The sequence below is a fragment of the Pseudomonas sp. JAI120 genome, from assembly GCF_014207255.1.
In the GTDB taxonomy this organism is placed as follows: domain Bacteria; phylum Pseudomonadota; class Gammaproteobacteria; order Pseudomonadales; family Pseudomonadaceae; genus Aquipseudomonas.
In genome coordinates this window covers 620122-637317 of record NZ_JACHCZ010000003.1, presented here as the reverse complement: position 1 = coordinate 637317, position 17196 = coordinate 620122, and the positions used below count along the sequence as shown (strand labels likewise).

The window sequence follows — 17196 nt, the reverse complement described above, 5'->3', positions numbered from 1 at the left end:
CAGAGCAATGCAGCAACTCAATCCTTCCGAAATAAGTGAAATTATCAAGGGCCGCATCGACAAGCTCGATGTGACCTCCCAAGCCCGTAACGAAGGCACTGTCGTCAGCGTATCTGACGGCATCGTGCGGATTCACGGTCTGGCCGACGTTATGTACGGCGAGATGATCGAGTTTCCGGGCGGCGTCTTCGGTATGGCCCTCAACCTGGAGCAAGACTCCGTAGGTGCCGTTGTATTGGGCGCGTACACCAGTCTGGCTGAAGGCATGAGCGCCAAGTGCACAGGCCGCATCCTGGAGGTTCCAGTTGGTAAGGAACTGCTGGGTCGCGTAGTCGACGCACTGGGTAACCCTGTTGACGGTAAAGGTCCACTGGGCAACACCGAGACCGACGCTGTCGAGAAAGTTGCTCCAGGCGTGATCTGGCGTAAGTCGGTAGACCAGCCTGTACAGACTGGCTACAAGGCTGTCGATGCCATGATCCCTGTCGGCCGTGGCCAGCGTGAGCTGATCATCGGTGACCGTCAGATCGGTAAAACCGCTCTGGCGATCGACGCGATCATCAACCAGAAGAACAGCGGCATTTTCTGCGTCTACGTAGCGATCGGTCAGAAGCAATCGACCATCGCCAACGTGGTTCGCAAGCTGGAAGAAAACGGCGCCCTGGCCAACACGATCATCGTGGCTGCCAGTGCTTCGGAATCTCCTGCGCTGCAATTCCTGGCACCGTACTCCGGTTGCACCATGGGTGAATTCTTCCGCGACCGCGGTGAAGACGCGCTGATCGTTTATGACGATCTGTCCAAGCAAGCAGTGGCTTACCGCCAGATTTCCCTGCTGCTGCGCCGTCCACCAGGCCGTGAAGCTTACCCAGGCGACGTGTTCTATCTCCACTCCCGTCTGCTGGAGCGCGCATCCCGCGTTTCGGAAGAGTACGTAGAGAAGTTCACCAACGGCGCAGTGACCGGCAAAACCGGTTCCCTGACCGCGCTGCCGATCATCGAAACCCAGGCTGGCGACGTTTCCGCGTTCGTTCCGACCAACGTGATTTCCATCACCGACGGTCAGATCTTCCTGGAATCGGCCATGTTCAACTCGGGCATCCGCCCTGCAGTGAACGCCGGTGTTTCGGTATCCCGTGTGGGTGGTGCCGCTCAGACCAAGATCATCAAGAAGCTCTCCGGTGGTATCCGTACCGCTCTGGCTCAGTACCGTGAACTGGCGGCATTCGCCCAGTTCGCTTCTGACCTGGACGAAGCGACCCGTAAGCAACTTGAGCATGGTCAGCGCGTTACCGAGCTGATGAAGCAGAAGCAATACGCCCCAATGTCGATCGCTGACATGGCGTTGTCGCTGTATGCCGCTGAGCGTGGGTTCCTGACCGACGTTGAAATCGCCAAGGTCGGCAGCTTTGAACAAGCGCTGATTGCTTACTTCAACCGCGATCACGCCGAATTGATGGCGAAGATCAACGTGAAGGGTGACTTCAATGACGATATCGACGCTGGCATGAAAGCCGGTATCGAGAAGTTCAAGGCCACCCAAACCTGGTAAGCCGCAGCGGGAGCCGCAAGGCTCCCGCTTGCTAACCTGATAGGTGTTACATGGCAGGCGCAAAAGAGATTCGCAGTAAGATTGCGAGCATCAAAAGCACGCAAAAAATTACCAGCGCCATGGAAAAAGTGGCGGTCAGCAAAATGCGCAAGGCACAAATGCGCATGGCTGCTAGCCGTCCTTATGCGGAGCGTATCCGCCAGGTAATTGGGCATCTGGCCAACGCCAACCCGGAATACCGCCACCCATTCATGATCGAACGCGCCGTCAAGCGTGTGGGTTATGTGGTAGTGAGCAGTGACCGTGGTTTGTGCGGTGGTTTGAATACCAACCTGTTCAAGGCCCTGGTCAAGGACATGGCGGTAAACCGCGAAAACGGCGTCGAGATCGATCTGTGTGTTGTTGGTAGCAAGGGTGCGGCCTTTTTCCGCAACTTCGGCGGTAACGTCGTTGCAGCTATCAGCCACCTGGGTGAAGAGCCGTCGATCAATGATTTGATCGGCAGTGTGAAGGTGATGCTGGATGCGTACCTGGAAGGCCGGATTGACCGCCTCTCCGTGGTATCCAACAAGTTCATCAACACCATGACCCAGCAGCCAACCGTGGAGCAATTGATTCCACTGGTGGCGACTCCGGATCAGGAACTCAAGCACCACTGGGACTACCTCTACGAACCAGACGCCAAAGAGCTGCTTGACGGCTTGATGGTGCGCTACGTGGAGTCGCAGGTGTACCAGGCGGTGGTCGAGAACAACGCAGCTGAACAAGCGGCGCGGATGATCGCGATGAAAAACGCTACCGATAACGCCGGTGATCTGATCAGCGATTTGCAGCTGATCTACAACAAGGCGCGTCAGGCTGCGATCACCCAAGAGATCTCGGAAATCGTCGGCGGCGCTGCCGCGGTTTAACGGTTCAAATATTCAGAGGATCCAGCTATGAGTAGCGGACGTATCGTTCAAATCATCGGCGCCGTTATCGACGTGGAATTTCCACGCGACAGCGTACCGAGCATCTACAACGCGCTGAAAGTACAAGGCGCGGAAACTACTCTGGAAGTTCAGCAGCAGCTGGGCGACGGCGTAGTTCGTACCATTGCGATGGGTTCCACCGAAGGCTTGAAGCGCGGTCTGGACGTAATCGACTCTGGCGCAGCCATCTCCGTACCGGTCGGTAAAGCGACCCTGGGCCGGATCATGGACGTACTGGGCAACCCGATTGACGAAGCTGGCCCGATCGACACCGAAGAGCGCTGGGGCATTCACCGTCCAGCACCTTCGTTCGCGGAACAAGCTGGCGGCAACGACCTGCTGGAAACCGGCATCAAGGTTATCGACCTGGTTTGCCCGTTCGCCAAGGGCGGTAAAGTCGGTCTGTTCGGTGGTGCCGGTGTAGGCAAGACCGTAAACATGATGGAACTGATCCGTAACATCGCCATCGAGCACAGCGGTTATTCCGTGTTCGCCGGTGTGGGTGAGCGTACTCGTGAGGGTAACGACTTCTACCACGAGATGAAGGACTCCAACGTTCTGGACAAAGTGGCACTGGTTTACGGTCAGATGAACGAGCCGCCGGGAAACCGTCTGCGCGTAGCACTGACTGGCCTGACCATGGCCGAGAAGTTCCGTGACGAAGGTAACGACGTTCTGCTGTTCGTCGACAACATCTACCGTTACACCCTGGCCGGTACTGAAGTATCCGCACTGCTGGGCCGTATGCCTTCCGCAGTAGGTTACCAGCCGACCCTGGCTGAAGAGATGGGCGTTCTGCAAGAACGTATCACTTCGACCAAGGAAGGTTCGATCACTTCGATCCAAGCGGTATACGTACCTGCGGATGACTTGACCGACCCATCGCCTGCGACCACCTTCGCCCACTTGGACGCCACCGTCGTTCTGTCCCGTGACATCGCTTCCCTGGGTATCTACCCAGCGGTCGATCCACTCGACTCGACTTCGCGCCAGCTGGACCCGAACGTGATCGGCCAGGAGCACTACGACACCGCTCGCGGCGTTCAGTACGTGCTGCAGCGTTACAAAGAACTGAAGGACATCATTGCGATCCTGGGTATGGACGAGCTGTCGGAAGCCGACAAGCAGTTGGTAAACCGTGCTCGTAAGATCCAGCGCTTCTTGTCGCAGCCGTTCTTCGTGGCTGAAGTCTTCACCGGTGCTTCGGGTAAATACGTTTCCCTGAAAGACACCATTGCTGGCTTCAAAGGCATCCTCAACGGTGACTACGACCACCTGCCAGAACAAGCGTTCTACATGGTCGGCGGCATCGAAGAAGCGATCGAGAAAGCCAAGAAACTGTAATCCAAGCGCCCGGAAACGGGCGCTCATCAGGTTGAGGCAATCAGATGGCTATGACAGTCCATTGCGATATCGTCAGCGCGGAAGGGGAAATCTTCTCCGGTCTGGTGGAGTTTGTGACAGCGCACGGTGACCTGGGTGATCTTGGTATCGCCATGGGCCACGCACCGCTGATCACCAGCTTGAAGCCAGGTCCGATCACTCTGACCAAGCAAGGCGGGGAACGTGAGGTGTTTTACATCTCCGGTGGTTTCCTCGAGGTTCAGCCGAACATGGTCAAGGTACTTGCCGACACCGTGCAACGTGCTGGCGATCTGGATGAAGCCTCCGCTCAGGAAGCCGTCAAGGCTGCCGAGAAGGCCCTGAACGAAAAGGGTGCGGACTTCGACTACAGCGCTGCTGCTGTACGTCTGGCCGAGGCTGCAGCTCAGCTGCGCACGCTCCAGCAGATCCGCAAGAAGTAAGCGGCCACGCCGTGATGCTTATGCGCGATTGATTAAAAAGGGTAGCCTCGGCTACCCTTTTTCTTTATTTAGCAAAACACATCTCTGGTCTGAAGCCGGACCGCCCAGGATTGGTAGCCATTCATGTCTCTTGAAATCGTCATTCTCGCCGCAGGCCAAGGCACCCGCATGCGTTCGGCCCTGCCCAAGGTGCTGCACCCTGTCGCGGGTAATTCCATGCTTGGGCATGTTATCCACAGCGCTCGCCAGTTGGACCCACAACGTATCCACGTAGTGATCGGCCATGGCGCCGATGTGGTGCGCGAACGCCTGGCTGCGGATGACCTGAATTTCGTATTGCAGGACAAACAACTGGGGACCGGCCACGCCACCGCGCAAGCTGTGCCGTTCATTACCGCCGACACCGTGCTGATCCTCTACGGTGACGTGCCGCTGATCGAAGTGGAAACCCTGCAACGCCTGCTCAAGCATGTGGTGCCCGGCCAGATGGGCCTGCTCACCGTTGAGCTGGATGACCCCACCGGTTACGGGCGCATCGTGCGCGGTGCCGACGGCAAGGTCGCGGCGATCGTCGAGCACAAGGACGCCAGTGAAGCCCAGCGGGCTATCACCGAAGGCAACACCGGTATTCTCGCCGTGCCTGCCAATAAGCTCGCCGACTGGATGAGCCGTCTGTCCAACAACAACGCCCAGGGCGAGTACTACCTCACCGATGTGATCGAGATGGCCGTGAGTGATGGCCTGCTGGTCGCCACCGAACAGCCTCACGACCCAATGGAAGTGCAGGGCGCCAATGATCGCAAGCAGCTTGCAGAGCTCGAACGTCACTACCAACTGCGTGAAGGCCGCCGCCTGATGGCCCAGGGCGTGACCCTGCGCGACCCGGCTCGCTTCGATGTACGCGGTGAGGTCAGCGTGGGCCGCGACGTACTGATCGATATCAACGTGGTCCTCGAAGGCCGCGTGATCATCGAAGACGACGTGGTCATCGGCCCGAACTGCGTGATCAAGGACAGCACCCTGCGCAAGGGCGTGGTGATCAAGGCCAACAGCCATATCGACGGTGCCGTGATGGGCGAGGGCAGCGATGCCGGACCGTTTGCGCGGTTGCGTCCGGGCACCGTGATGGGCGCCAGGGCGCACGTCGGTAATTTTGTCGAATTGAAGAACGCACGGATGGGCGACGACGCAAAGGCCGGCCACCTGGCCTACCTCGGTGATGCGGTGATTGGTGCACGCAGCAACATCGGCGCTGGCGCAATCACCTGCAACTACGACGGTGCCAACAAGTACCAGACGACGATTGGTGAGGACGTATTCATCGGTTCCAACAACTCGCTGATTGCACCTGTGACGATCGGCGATGGTTCGAATACGGCAGCGGGCTCAACCATCAACCAGGATGTGGATAAGTCCCAGCTGGCCGTAGCCCGCGCCCGCCAACGCAATATCGACGGCTGGAAACGCCCGGTCAAAATAAAAAAGACCTGAGTTATCCACAGCCTCATCAGCAGTGCTATCCAAATGTGGGAGGGGGCTCGCCCCCGATGGCGGATTTCCAGTCAATGTTTTAGTCGACTGATCTACCGCAATCGGGGGCTCGCCCCTTCCCACATTTGTCGTGTGTTGTTCGAAAAATCTGGTCCCGACGCTTGACGATATCTTGCCAATAGGTTTTGATTGCCTTCGTTATCTTTCGAAACGAAACTTATCATCACCATGTCGAAACGAAATACACCCCAACGGCGGCACAACATCCTGACCTTGCTCAACGAACAGGGCGAAGTCAGCGTGGACGAATTGGCCAAGCGTTTCGAAACCTCGGAAGTCACTATCCGCAAGGACTTGGCCGCCCTAGAAAGTAACGGCCTGTTGCTGCGCCGCTACGGTGGTGCGATCACCATGCCTCAGGAACTGGTGGGCGACCCCGCCCAACCGATCTCGGCCTACAAGCGTGCGATCGCCCGCGCTGCCGTGACGCGTCTGCGTGAACACGCCCGCATCATCATCGACAGCGGCAGCACCACCGCCGCCATGATCCCGGAACTGGGCCATCAGCCCGGCCTCGTGGTCATGACCAACTCCCTGCACGTGGCCAGCGCCTTGAGCGAACTGGAACACGAGCCGGTGCTGTTGATGACCGGCGGCACCTGGGACCCGCATTCGGACTCGTTCCAGGGCCAGGTCGCCGAGCAGGTGTTGCGTTCCTACGACTTTGATCAACTGTTCATCGGCGCCGACGGCATCGATCTGCAGCGTGGCACCACCACCTTCAACGAATTACTGGGCCTGAGCCGTGTGATGGCCGAGGTCGCCCGTGAAGTGGTGGTGATGGTCGAATCCGACAAGATCGGCCGCAAGATTCCCAACCTGGAACTGCCCTGGAGCAGCGTCCATACCCTTATTACCGATGATCGCCTGCCGCTTGAGGCCCGCGACCAGATCCAAGCCCGCGGCATTACGCTGATATGCGCGGCAATCATCTAGGAGAAGCACCATGTGTGGAATTGTTGGCGCAGTTGCCGAACGTAACGTTACTGCCATCCTGCTCGAAGGCCTCAAGCGCTTGGAATACCGCGGCTACGACAGCGCAGGTGTGGCCGTTTTCACCAATGCTGGCAAGCTTGAGCGTATGCGCCGCCCAGGTAAGGTCAGCGAGTTGGAGCAAGCGTTGGCCGGCGAGCCGCTGGTAGGTCGCCTGGGGATTGCCCACACCCGCTGGGCTACCCACGGCGCACCGTGCGAGCGTAACGCCCACCCGCACTTCTCCGGTGACTTGGCCGTGGTGCACAACGGCATCATCGAAAACCACGAAGTGCTGCGCGAACAGCTCAAGAGCATGGGCTATGTATTCACCTCGGACACCGACACCGAAGTCATCGCCCACCTGCTCAACCACAAGCTCAAGGACCACAGCGACCTGACCACCGCCCTCAAGGCCACGGTCAAGGAACTGCACGGCGCCTACGGTCTGGCCGTGGTCAGCGCCAGCCAACCGGACCGCGTAGTTGCCGCCCGCAGTGGCAGCCCGCTGGTAATCGGCCTGGGCCTGGGTGAGAACTTCCTCGCCTCCGACCAACTGGCCCTGCGCCAGGTCACCGACCGCTTCATGTACCTGGAAGAAGGCGATATTGCCGACATTCGCCGTGAAAGCGTGGCGATCTGGGACGTGAACGGCAATTCCGTCGAGCGCGAAGCCGTGCAGTACCGCGACGGTGCAGAAGCCGCCGACAAGGGCGAGTTCCGCCACTTCATGCTCAAGGAAATCCACGAGCAACCGGCCGTGGTACAGCGCACCCTGGAAGGCCGCCTTGGCGACAAGCAAGTGCTGGTCAACGCCTTCGGCCCACAGGCTGCGGAGCTGTTCGCCAAAGTGCGCAATGTGCAGATCGTGGCCTGTGGTACCAGCTACCACGCCGGTATGGTTGCCCGTTACTGGCTGGAAGAACTGGCCGGCATCCCGTGCCAGGTCGAAGTCGCCAGTGAGTTCCGCTACCGCAAGGTGGTGGTGCAGGCCGACACCCTGTTCGTGACCATCTCCCAGTCCGGCGAAACCGCCGACACCCTGGCCGCGCTGCGCAACGCCAAAGAGCTGGGCTTCCTTGCCAGCCTGGCGATCTGCAACGTCAGCATCAGCTCCCTGGTGCGTGAGTCCGACCTGACCCTGCTGACCCAAGCCGGTCGCGAAATCGGCGTGGCGTCCACCAAAGCGTTCACCACCCAGTTGGTCGGCCTGTTGCTGCTGACCCTGTCCCTGGGCCAGGTTCGCGGCACCTTGGCTGCCGGCGTCGAAGCCACCCTGGTGGAAGAACTGCGCCGCCTGCCGACCCGCCTGGGCGAAGCTTTGGCCATGGACAGCACCGTGGAAAAAGTCGCCGAGCTGTTCGCCGACAAGAACCACACCCTGTTCCTCGGCCGTGGCGCGCAGTACCCGGTGGCGATGGAAGGCTCGCTGAAGCTCAAGGAAATTTCGTACATCCACGCCGAAGCCTACCCGGCCGGTGAGCTCAAACACGGCCCGTTGGCCCTGGTGGACGACGACATGCCGGTGGTCACCGTAGCGCCGAACAACGAACTGCTGGAGAAGCTCAAGTCCAACCTGCAGGAAGTCCGCGCCCGTGGCGGCCAACTGATCGTGTTCGCCGACGAAAAAGCCGGCATGACCAACGGCGAAGGCACCCACGTCATCAACATGCCGCACATCCACGACACCTTGTCGCCGATCCTCTACACCATCCCGCTGCAGCTGCTGTCGTACTACGTCGCCGTGCTCAAAGGCACCGACGTTGACCAGCCGCGTAACCTGGCGAAGTCGGTGACGGTGGAGTAATCCGCTCTACCCTGGAGGCCCGCCCGGGTCTCCAGGTACCCGCGAAAGGACGCGCCTTCGATGAATACCCCCACGCAAATCCACGAGCGTTTGCACAACCGCCGATTCACCGTCGCCAATAACACCCAAGGGCTATCCGGCGCGGGCACGGTGTTTCATTACCTTGTCGACGGCGATGCCATTTCCGGCACCTACCAAGGTGGCCGAATTCGCTTGGGTACGCAGGTCGGCCGCGTCACAGGCCCCGAAGCTATCGAGCTGCTGTATCAGTGCCTGACGCTGGAGGGTGAGCTGCTGGCCGGCTGGTCCCGGGGCATCATCGGCGTCGATGCTGCCGGGCGTACCACGCTGAGTTTCGTGTGGGGTTGGTTGTCGGGGGCGACAGGAGGTGGGGAGTCGAACTACGTGGAGCTTGCAGAGTGCGATGGCCACTCCTAAGGCACAAACTCCACCCTCAACCCCCGGCTCGCACTACGCCCCTGATCATCACTGACCCGCAGCCGATATTCCCCCGACTTACCCGGCCGCCAGTTCAATGTGGCTTGCGGCGGGCCCTGGCCGATCAAGGTTTGATCCGCAAACCAGTACAGCGTCGCCGCATCGCTGGCCGCATTCGCGTTCAGCGGGATGCTTTCCTGGGGTTGGGACAGGCGCAACTGATAACTCACTTGAGTCAGCGGCGAGCGGATCTGCGGGGCTTCGCTCTGGTCGCTGATGCGGTTGGGTTGGCAGTTTTTCATCACGTTGGGTGGCGTGCGGCGGGGTAGGCCGGCGGCGCGGTACAGGCGTTGTATGTCGCTGGGCCAGAATTCGAAGACTTCCTCGCGGGTGTATTGCGCCTCGAACGGCGGGCACGCGGCCTTGCCTGTACGGGTGTCGATCAGTACCGGGCGGTGCAGGTTGGACACGCGAATCGGTGAAACACCGGGGATGTACCAGGTCTTGCGGGTTTGTGGGCACCAGCGGTTGGGCAATTCGCCCGAGGCGGCGCAGACGTCGATGCGCACCAGGCCGGCGGGTGGTTTGTCGGCCTTGATCACGACGTTGGGCAAGGCCAGGGGCAGGGCGTCGGCGATGCGGAAGAACAGCGGGGCAGCGGTCTTGGCACCGATAAACGCCGGGTTGGGTCGACCATCGAAGTTGCCCACCCACACCACCAGCACGTAGGGACCGACCAGGCCCGCGCTCCACGCATCATGGAAACCCCAGGATGTGCCGGTTTTCCAGGCGGTGCGCCAGTGCCGCGCGGGCAGGCCATCCGGTCGCGGGTTGCGGCGCAGCATGTCGCGCACCATGAAGGCGGCCTGCGGGGTGAGGAGCTGCGGGCCGGTGGCCTGGGGTTGCTCCTGTAAATAGCGCAACGGCCGTAGATGGCCGTCGCCCGCCAGCATCACATACAGCCGCGCCAGCTCTTCCGGTGTCATCTCACCGCCACCGAGGGCCAGGGCCAGGCCGTAATGGCTTTCAGCACGCAGGCCCTTGATCCCGGCGCGTTGCAGCAACCCATACAACGACGGCGACTTCACCTGGCTGGCCAGCCACACCGCCGGGATATTGCGGCTACGGATCAACGCATCCCGTGCGGTCAGAGGCCCGACAAAACTGCCGTCGAAATTTTCCGGCTGGAAGTAGCCGAAGTTACTGGGCAAATCCTTGAGGATACTCATGGGGTGGATCACCCCTTGATCCAGCGCCAGCCCGTAGAGAAACGGCTTGAGGGTCGACCCCGGCGAACGGCGTGACAACACGCCGTTGACCTGGCCGTGGATGCCTGTGGATAAGTAGTCCGCCGAGCCCACCAGCGCCTTGACGCTCTGGTCGCGGCTGTCGATCAGGATGGCCGTGGCATTTTCCACACCGGTGCTGCGCCGCTCGGCGATAAAGCCGCTGATCAGGCGTTCGAGCAATTGCTGCAGGGGCAGGTTGAGGGTGCTATTGAGTTCGTTGCCTGGCTGGGAGGCCAATAGCTGCTCGCTCAGATGCGGCGCCAGAAACGGGATCTGCTGGCGGTTGCGGGCTTCCAGGGGCAGGTCGAGCAAACTGTCGTTACGCGGGTCTTGTGGATAAGTTTCACGCCAGTCATTCATCAAGCGCAGTCGCGCGTTTTGCAGTGACGGCCCAAAGCGTGCGCGCCGCCCCGGCTGCTGGGGAATCACCGCCAGCGCCAAGGCTTCGGACAACGACAACTGCGCGGCCGCCTTGCCAAAGTAGATGCGACTGGCCGCTTCGGCGCCTTCGATATTGCCGCCCATGGGCGCCAGGTTCAGGTACGCCTCAAGGATGTCGTGCTTGCTGTAGCGCGCCTCCAGCCACAGGGCCAAGGCCATCTGCTGCAATTTGCCGGGTACCTGGCGGGTGTTGAGATCCCACAGGCGCCGCGCCAATTGCATGCTCAAGGTCGAGCCGCCCTGACGCTGGCCGCCGCTGTAGGTGGCCAGGGCCGCGCGCAGCAACGCCGGGGGATTGATCCCCGGGTGCCAATAGAAATTGCGGTCTTCCTTGAGCAGCAAGGCCTCCACCAGTGACGGCGAGATGCGCTCCAGCGGTAGCCATAAACGGTATTGGCCGTCATCCGCCAGGGTCATGCGCAGCAGCGAACCGTCATCGGCCAACACCACCCGTGACGACGTCACAGCCTGTTCCAGCGGAGCGTGGGGCCACAGCCGCAGCCCCGCCAGCACCAGCGCCGCTGCCAGCAGCGGCGCCAGGTGTTTAAGGCTTGGTAATTTCAAGCTGGCCTACTTTGCCGCGCCCTTGCAGGGTGGTTTCGTACATGCCTTCGGCGTAGGCCGGTGGCGTATTGAACGTGCCGGCGTTGGTGGCACGCACGCGATAAACGAAGGTGCCTACGTCGCGCAGCGCCGTGCCGTACAACACCACCCGATCATCACGCACATCCACGTAGTCCGGCTGCCAGTTGCTCAGCTCGGTTTCGCCGATCGGCGCTTGCCAGGCATCGGCTTCTTGATCGCTTTCTTCTACGTAATCGGACTCTTCGCCTTCACTTTCCTCGGTACTGGCGGTTTCCGGCTCCGGCGGCAAGTTATACACAGGCTCGACGCCACCGGGCAGCAGGTCGACCACGGCCACTTGCTGCACCTGGTCACGGTCGGTGGCACGCAGGCGCAAGCGCACCAGGAACTCATCGCCCACCGCCACTGTGCTCACCGGCTCGCCTTTGAGGTCGAGGTATTCGTGGATGATCTCCAGCCCGTTGCTGATTGGCTTGAGCTTGGCACCCTTATCGAAACCGGCTTCGCTGAGCATGTAGAACGCCGCCGGGCCATCGGATTTTTCCATCAGCAGTTTTTGCGTGGCGCTCGGTACAGCCGCTCGGGGTGGCTGGCCGGCCATTTCCAGCAGTTGTTGCTGCTTGTCGCCCAGCCAGGCGGTGGCCTTGAGGGTCATCTCGCTTTGCGCGCGCTGGCCGTAGTTGTCCAGGGCGCGCAGCAACAGCGCCGCCGACAGCGAGTTGTAGCGCTGTTCGTTGAGGCGTTTGCCGAGTTTATCCAGCAGGGCTGTAGGAACATCGTCCAGCAACTCGGGGAAATGGCGAGCGAGCAGGTGCAGGTGCTCGGCATCGTGGACCAGCGGGTCGTAATACAGGCCATCGCTGTCCCACTTATCCACAAGCGAACGCCAAGGGATCTTGCGGAACAAGGTGTCGGCTTGGCGATCCTGCTTGAGCAGTTTGTAGCTGGCCGCCAGGTAGGCGGCGCCAAGGTCGTTCTGCCAGCTGTCCTTGAAGTAGCTTTCGTAGCGTTCGCGTATATCGCTCAAGGCGCCGCTCACCAGAATCCCCTGACGACTCAACAGGTAACTGGCGTAGGCGCGGTTGCGCAATTCAGACAGGCCTTCGCTCGGGCCGTTGGCCAAGTCCGTCAGATAACTATTGGCGCGCACCAGAAGGTCTTCGGGCACCGGCAGCCCGCGTTCCTTGGCTTCGATCAGGAAATCGGTGGCGTACAGGCTGGCGTAGGGCGCCACATCCGGGTTGGCGGCCCACAAACCGAAACCACCGGCCTGGTTCTGGCGCTGACGCAGCATGCGCACCGCTGCGCTGAAGGCGTGTTCGGCTTCGGGTGCGGTACCGCCCCAGATCAACGCCGGCATGGCCTTGGACACCAGTTGCTCGGTGCAGGCATAGCCGTAGTCATCCAGGTAATGCTTGAGGCCGTTGGCCCACACCAGCGGCGAGGCCGCCACGCCCAGTTGCACGTCGCGCAGTTGGCTGAACAGTTCACGGGTGGGCTTGAGCTCTTTGCTGGCGCTGTCGAAGCGACCCAGGCTCAGGGCCACGCGATGCTCGCTCAGAGGGCGAATCGAAGTGGTTTCCGCCACCTGGATCCGCTTGCCATCCGGCAACACTGCAACAAAGCGCAAATCCGCCGAACCGAGGGTTTCGCCGACTTTGATCTTGAACTCGGCGGTGCCCTCCTTACGCGGTTGCAGGGACAAGGTACTGGCTTTGTCGCCCTGCACCACCAGGCCGTCGCTGGTCTGCACTTCAAACTTCACGTCCGCCGCAGCCTCGAGGTTGCTGAATACCCCGGCGCTGACGTTGAACACATCACCCGGCGCCACGAAGGCTGGCACGTTCGGCGTGATGACGATCGGGCCACGGACCTCGGTATTGGCCTCGCTGACGCCCACGCTGTCGGCATCCACTGCCACCGCGAACAGGTGCAGCTTGCCGTTGAAGCTGTCGGGCACCTGGTAATGCAGCACGGTTTCACCGGCGGGCAAGTCCACCAGCCCGGACCACCAGGCCACTGGCGGCTGATGTTTACGCTTAAATGGGTTGAGGTGGTTGGCCAGGGCGCCTTCCGTATCGCCACCGGGCGCCGCCCCACTGAGCAGGCGGCTGAATTCCGGCAGGATCAGGTCCAGGATCTGACTGGTGCCGACTTCCAGCGCACGCTTCTGGAAGAAGAAACCCAGCGGGTCCGGCGTCTGGTAGCGCGCTACCTGCAAGATGCCTTCATCCACCGCGTACACCACCGCGCGGCCGGGGCGGTCGGCGTTGACCTTGATGTCGAGGGTCTGCCCCGGCTCTATTTTTGCCGGGCCCTCGACCTTCAACGCCATGCGCCGTGCATCCAGGTTGATGCTGAACGGCACCACCCCGTAGGACAGCGGGCTCATATAAACCTCGGACGAGCCGATGTCGCGCACAAACTGCACGTTGACGTAGGCATTGCCCTCAAGTCCCGCAGGCACGCGGATATGTTGCACGCTGTTGGTACTGTCGGCCTTGAACCACTGCTGGGTGTAGACCTTGTCCCGCTCGATGGTGATCAGGCCTGCACCGGTGTAAGGCGCGCGGATGCTGATCGCGATCTCATCGCCGGTGGCGTAGCTGCGTTTATCCAGGCGCAGTTGCAGCTCGGCGTTGCGTTCCAGGGAGCGCGAAGTATTCCCGCGTCCGGCCACGCTGTAGTCGATCTGGTTGAGCAGGTTGCCGTTGGCGTCCTTCACTTGCAGGGTGAAATCGCCAGGGGTGGCGGTGTTCAGGGTCTGCCTGGCGCCGTCCTTGGTCATCACCAGCGGTGAGGCCGGCTGGCTGATGTTCTTGATGCGCGACTCGTACTTGTAGGTGCCGTTGGACTGTTTCACCAGTACCGACACGTAGCGGTGTTCGACCACTTCGCTGGTCAGGCCATCCACCGCCAGCGGGGTGAGGTCGGGCGCGACGGCCAGCCATTGCACCTGGCGCGGGGCATCCTTGGCGACGTACGACAGCGAGTCCTGACTTTTCACACCCACAAGGTAGGGGGCGGACGACACCAGCACCGCACTTTGCGCCGCCACGTTACGACCCCCTTCGGCCTCGAACACTTGGGTCATCACCTGCAAGCGATAGGTGCTGTTGGCAAAGCGTTGCAGGTTGAGATCGAGTACTGCCTGGCCGTTGTCGTCGGCGGTGGTTTCGGCCAGGTCTTCGGTGCTGGCCTCTTCCAGGGAATCGTTGAGGCGGAAACGGTAGTCGGGATAACGCTCAAATGCCGCGAGCGTCGGGCTCAGGGACATCTTTGCGGTGACGCGACGGCCGGCCGCCGGGGCGCCGAACAGGTGCATCGCGGTGACCTTGGCCACCACCTGGTCCGGTGGAATCCAGCCCTGCACTGGGGTGTCGTGCAGGCTCAGGCTGACCTTCATGCGGTCCGGTTCGAAATCGCGGACCTTGAAGCTGACACTGCCGAGGTCGGTGCGGGTCTGTTTCTGGCCAATCAACTGCAAGGTCGCGGTGTAGTCACCGGCGGGGGCGACTTCGCTGCTGGGGAAATCAAAGGTTTCAAAACCGCTGGCAGACAGCTTCAGCGGCTGGCGAATCACTTCAAGACCGCGTGGGTCGGTGATCTGCAACTCCACGGGCAGGCCTTGCAGGGCGCCTTTCCAGTTGCCGCTGCGCACGATCATGCCCAGGTGCGCGGTTTCGCCAGGGCGGTAGAGGCCACGGTCGGTGAACAGGTAGGCACTGAGGCGATCAATCGCGCCGTCTTCTTCCAAACCGCCTACGTCGAAGCGCGACAAATCCAGCTGCTGGGACTGACGAGCGATCGGCAGGAACGACTGGTCATTGCCGCGAGTGACCACATACATCAGCGGTGTTTTCTCACGGCGTAGTTCATCCAGCTTGGCGAAATGCACGTGGCCTTCGCCGTCGGTGTGGCCGCTGCTCACGGGCAGACCGTTGCGGCCAATGATGTCGACCTGGGCGTCGGACACCGGCGAACCGTTGCCGATGGACTGCACATACACGTCATGGCTGCCATCGCTGGAGCGCTTGGCGATGATGCCGAGGTCGGTGACCACGATAAAGCGCAGGTCAGAGGTGGTGCTGCGCGAATAGTCGAACGTGCGCTCGGCCGGCTCATCCTGAGGGCTGAGCTTGAGCACGAAAATACCGCGACGGCCACCGTTGGCGGTGAGGTAGTGGCTCAGATCGACGTTGTCATAGACGGTTTTCGCCGGATCCGAGGACGACAGCGCAATATCCAGGGACTGGCGTTCAACCATGCGGTCGAAGTACTCGTTGCCGAAATTGGGCCGGGCAAAGCTGCCGCTGCTCTGGTCCACCAGGTGCTGCAATTGGTTGGGCAGCACGCGCGCGATTTCCACATGGGCGCCAGGTACACCACGAGCCATGAAGCCCAGGCGTTTTTCGCCATTGAGGCTGAGCAGCGCGCCGTCGGACAGGAACTGCAAGGTGCGCGGATAAGCCGGCATGCTGATCAGCGAGGCCGTCGGGTTTTTCGCCAGGTAGCCACCGATGGCTTCCAGGTTGGCGGGCACGCGCACATACAGCGCACGGCCGGCCGGGGCCTTGAACTTGAAGGCGTTCAGGGTGTTCAGCGGTTCGACGCTGGGCACGTGGGTCAGCGTGACCTTGGTGCTACGGGCCAGCAGGGCGTCATTTATGTCGTTGCTGTTATAAGGACGTGTGTCGTCCTGGGCTTTTTCCGGCAGCAGCCAGGCCTGGACCTTACCGGCAATGGTGTCATCGGCCACGGCGCTGGAACTGCTGAACATCAGCACCGGCTCAGGCTCGCCGCGCTCGTTATCCACAAAGCTCACTTCGGCGCCGGTAAAGGTCAGGCGATAGCGGCCAGGCACGGTGACTTCCGCCACCAGTGGCGCGGTGCTGGCGTTACCGCCGTCGCGGGCCTTGATGCCTTCATCCAGCTTGGCACTGACCGGCGTGCTTTCCAGCGGCGTGGCCAGGGCGGCGGAGCGTACGTAGGCGTTCAGCTTGGTCTCGTCGAAGCTGATTTCCGGGCGGTTGGGCAATTGGGCGTCGCGGTAGGCCAGGCCTTTGCCGAGGGTTACGGAGACGCGCTTGCGCAGGCTGTCTTCATCGACCGGATGGGAAAAATGGAAGGTCGCCACCAGTTGTTTCAGCGTCGGGTTCGACGGGTCTTGATACAACTCGTTGTGTGCCAGGGTGGCGCGGAATGGCTGGGTGGAGAACTGGCTGCTGTACTGGCTGAGCAGTACGCCATCGGCCAGCAAACCTTTCCTGGCCAGATCAAGGGTGTAACCCGCTTCGATGGGCCAGTCTTTCTCCGGTACGAACAGCAGAGTACGGTCATCGGACCAACGCCAGGTACCGGCCACGCCAGGTTTGAGGGTGATGCCCTCGGTGACCGGCTTGCCAATGGCGGCCAGGGGGGCCACCGATTCGGCAAAATGCACTTGCAAGTTATCCACAACCGGCGGTTGCTGGGTGTAGTCAGTCAGATTGGGTTTGTGCAGCGAATAGCCCACGGTGTGGGGCTGCGGCAGGTTGGAGTACCAGTGCCAGCCATAGAAGCCAGCGGCCGCCAGCAGCACCAGGCCCAATACGCCGGCACCGGCCTGGCGCGGATAAGCGCGGGCTTTGTTGCCCAGGTTCACCAGGCCACGGCCGATAGCGCGCAGCCATAGCGGCGGATGCCATTGGCCAAAAACGGCCCCCACCACAGTCAGAAACACACCGACAACACGACGGCTGACGGCTTTGAGCGAATCGAACATGGTGAGCATCCCTGGCTAAGT

Annotated in this window: 10 protein-coding genes; 8 read left to right on the top strand and 2 right to left on the bottom strand. The window is 61.2% G+C overall.

The window, feature by feature from the left end; genetic code table 11:
- The first annotated feature begins 7 nt into the window (after window positions 1-7).
- The 8 genes from atpA (at window position 8) to HDC32_RS20385 (ending at window position 9096) form a co-directional block, all read left to right on the top strand.
- Window positions 8-1552, top strand: a complete 1545-nt coding sequence (gene atpA, locus HDC32_RS20420; RefSeq protein WP_053127456.1) for a F0F1 ATP synthase subunit alpha — start codon at window positions 8-10, stop codon at window positions 1550-1552.
- A gap of 50 nt (window positions 1553-1602) precedes the next feature.
- Window positions 1603-2463: a F0F1 ATP synthase subunit gamma gene (gene atpG / locus HDC32_RS20415; protein ID WP_003195829.1), complete on the top strand. Its 861-nt coding sequence runs from the start codon at window positions 1603-1605 to the stop codon at window positions 2461-2463.
- Between the two features lie 27 nt (window positions 2464-2490).
- Window positions 2491-3867 carry a F0F1 ATP synthase subunit beta gene (gene atpD, locus HDC32_RS20410; protein ID WP_003177062.1) on the top strand — a complete coding sequence of 459 codons (1377 nt, stop codon included), beginning with the start codon at window positions 2491-2493 and terminating at the stop codon, window positions 3865-3867.
- A gap of 44 nt (window positions 3868-3911) precedes the next feature.
- Complete coding sequence (locus HDC32_RS20405) at window positions 3912-4328, top strand: F0F1 ATP synthase subunit epsilon (protein ID WP_003195825.1); 417 nt, start codon at window positions 3912-3914, stop codon at window positions 4326-4328.
- Window positions 4329-4451: 123 nt separating this feature from the next.
- A complete protein-coding gene (glmU, locus tag HDC32_RS20400; protein ID WP_131699635.1) occupies window positions 4452-5819 on the top strand; it encodes a bifunctional UDP-N-acetylglucosamine diphosphorylase/glucosamine-1-phosphate N-acetyltransferase GlmU in 1368 nt (455 codons plus the stop codon).
- Window positions 5820-6047: 228 nt separating this feature from the next.
- Window positions 6048-6815: a DeoR/GlpR family DNA-binding transcription regulator gene (locus HDC32_RS20395; RefSeq protein ID WP_131699636.1), complete on the top strand. Its 768-nt coding sequence runs from the start codon at window positions 6048-6050 to the stop codon at window positions 6813-6815.
- A 10-nt stretch (window positions 6816-6825) separates the two neighbouring features.
- Entirely contained in the window at window positions 6826-8658 is a 1833-nt protein-coding gene (gene glmS, locus HDC32_RS20390) for a glutamine--fructose-6-phosphate transaminase (isomerizing) (protein WP_145338380.1), read from the top strand.
- A gap of 60 nt (window positions 8659-8718) precedes the next feature.
- A complete protein-coding gene (locus tag HDC32_RS20385) occupies window positions 8719-9096 on the top strand; it encodes a hypothetical protein (RefSeq protein ID WP_184745263.1) in 378 nt (125 codons plus the stop codon).
- Here HDC32_RS20385 and pbpC read toward each other — a convergent pair.
- Both pbpC and HDC32_RS20375 read right to left on the bottom strand, forming a co-directional pair.
- Window positions 9093-11390, bottom strand: a complete 2298-nt coding sequence (pbpC, locus tag HDC32_RS20380; RefSeq protein WP_145337367.1) for a penicillin-binding protein 1C — start codon at window positions 11388-11390, stop codon at window positions 9093-9095. The genes HDC32_RS20385 and pbpC overlap by 4 nt on opposite strands.
- A complete protein-coding gene (locus HDC32_RS20375) occupies window positions 11371-17175 on the bottom strand; it encodes an alpha-2-macroglobulin (protein ID WP_184745261.1) in 5805 nt (1934 codons plus the stop codon). The genes pbpC and HDC32_RS20375 overlap by 20 nt, the downstream gene beginning before the upstream one ends.
- Between the last annotated feature and the right edge of the window lie 21 nt (window positions 17176-17196).

Coding starts and splice junctions, on each gene's coding strand:
- atpA (WP_053127456.1), top strand. CDS start 8: ATGCAGCAACTCAATCCTTCCGAAATAAGTGAAATTATCAAGGGCCGC.
- atpG (WP_003195829.1), top strand. CDS start 1,603: ATGGCAGGCGCAAAAGAGATTCGCAGTAAGATTGCGAGCATCAAAAGC.
- atpD (WP_003177062.1), top strand. CDS start 2,491: ATGAGTAGCGGACGTATCGTTCAAATCATCGGCGCCGTTATCGACGTG.
- HDC32_RS20405 (WP_003195825.1), top strand. CDS start 3,912: ATGGCTATGACAGTCCATTGCGATATCGTCAGCGCGGAAGGGGAAATC.
- glmU (WP_131699635.1), top strand. CDS start 4,452: ATGTCTCTTGAAATCGTCATTCTCGCCGCAGGCCAAGGCACCCGCATG.
- HDC32_RS20395 (WP_131699636.1), top strand. CDS start 6,048: ATGTCGAAACGAAATACACCCCAACGGCGGCACAACATCCTGACCTTG.
- glmS (WP_145338380.1), top strand. CDS start 6,826: ATGTGTGGAATTGTTGGCGCAGTTGCCGAACGTAACGTTACTGCCATC.
- HDC32_RS20385 (WP_184745263.1), top strand. CDS start 8,719: ATGAATACCCCCACGCAAATCCACGAGCGTTTGCACAACCGCCGATTC.
- HDC32_RS20375 (WP_184745261.1), bottom strand. CDS start 17,175: ATGTTCGATTCGCTCAAAGCCGTCAGCCGTCGTGTTGTCGGTGTGTTT.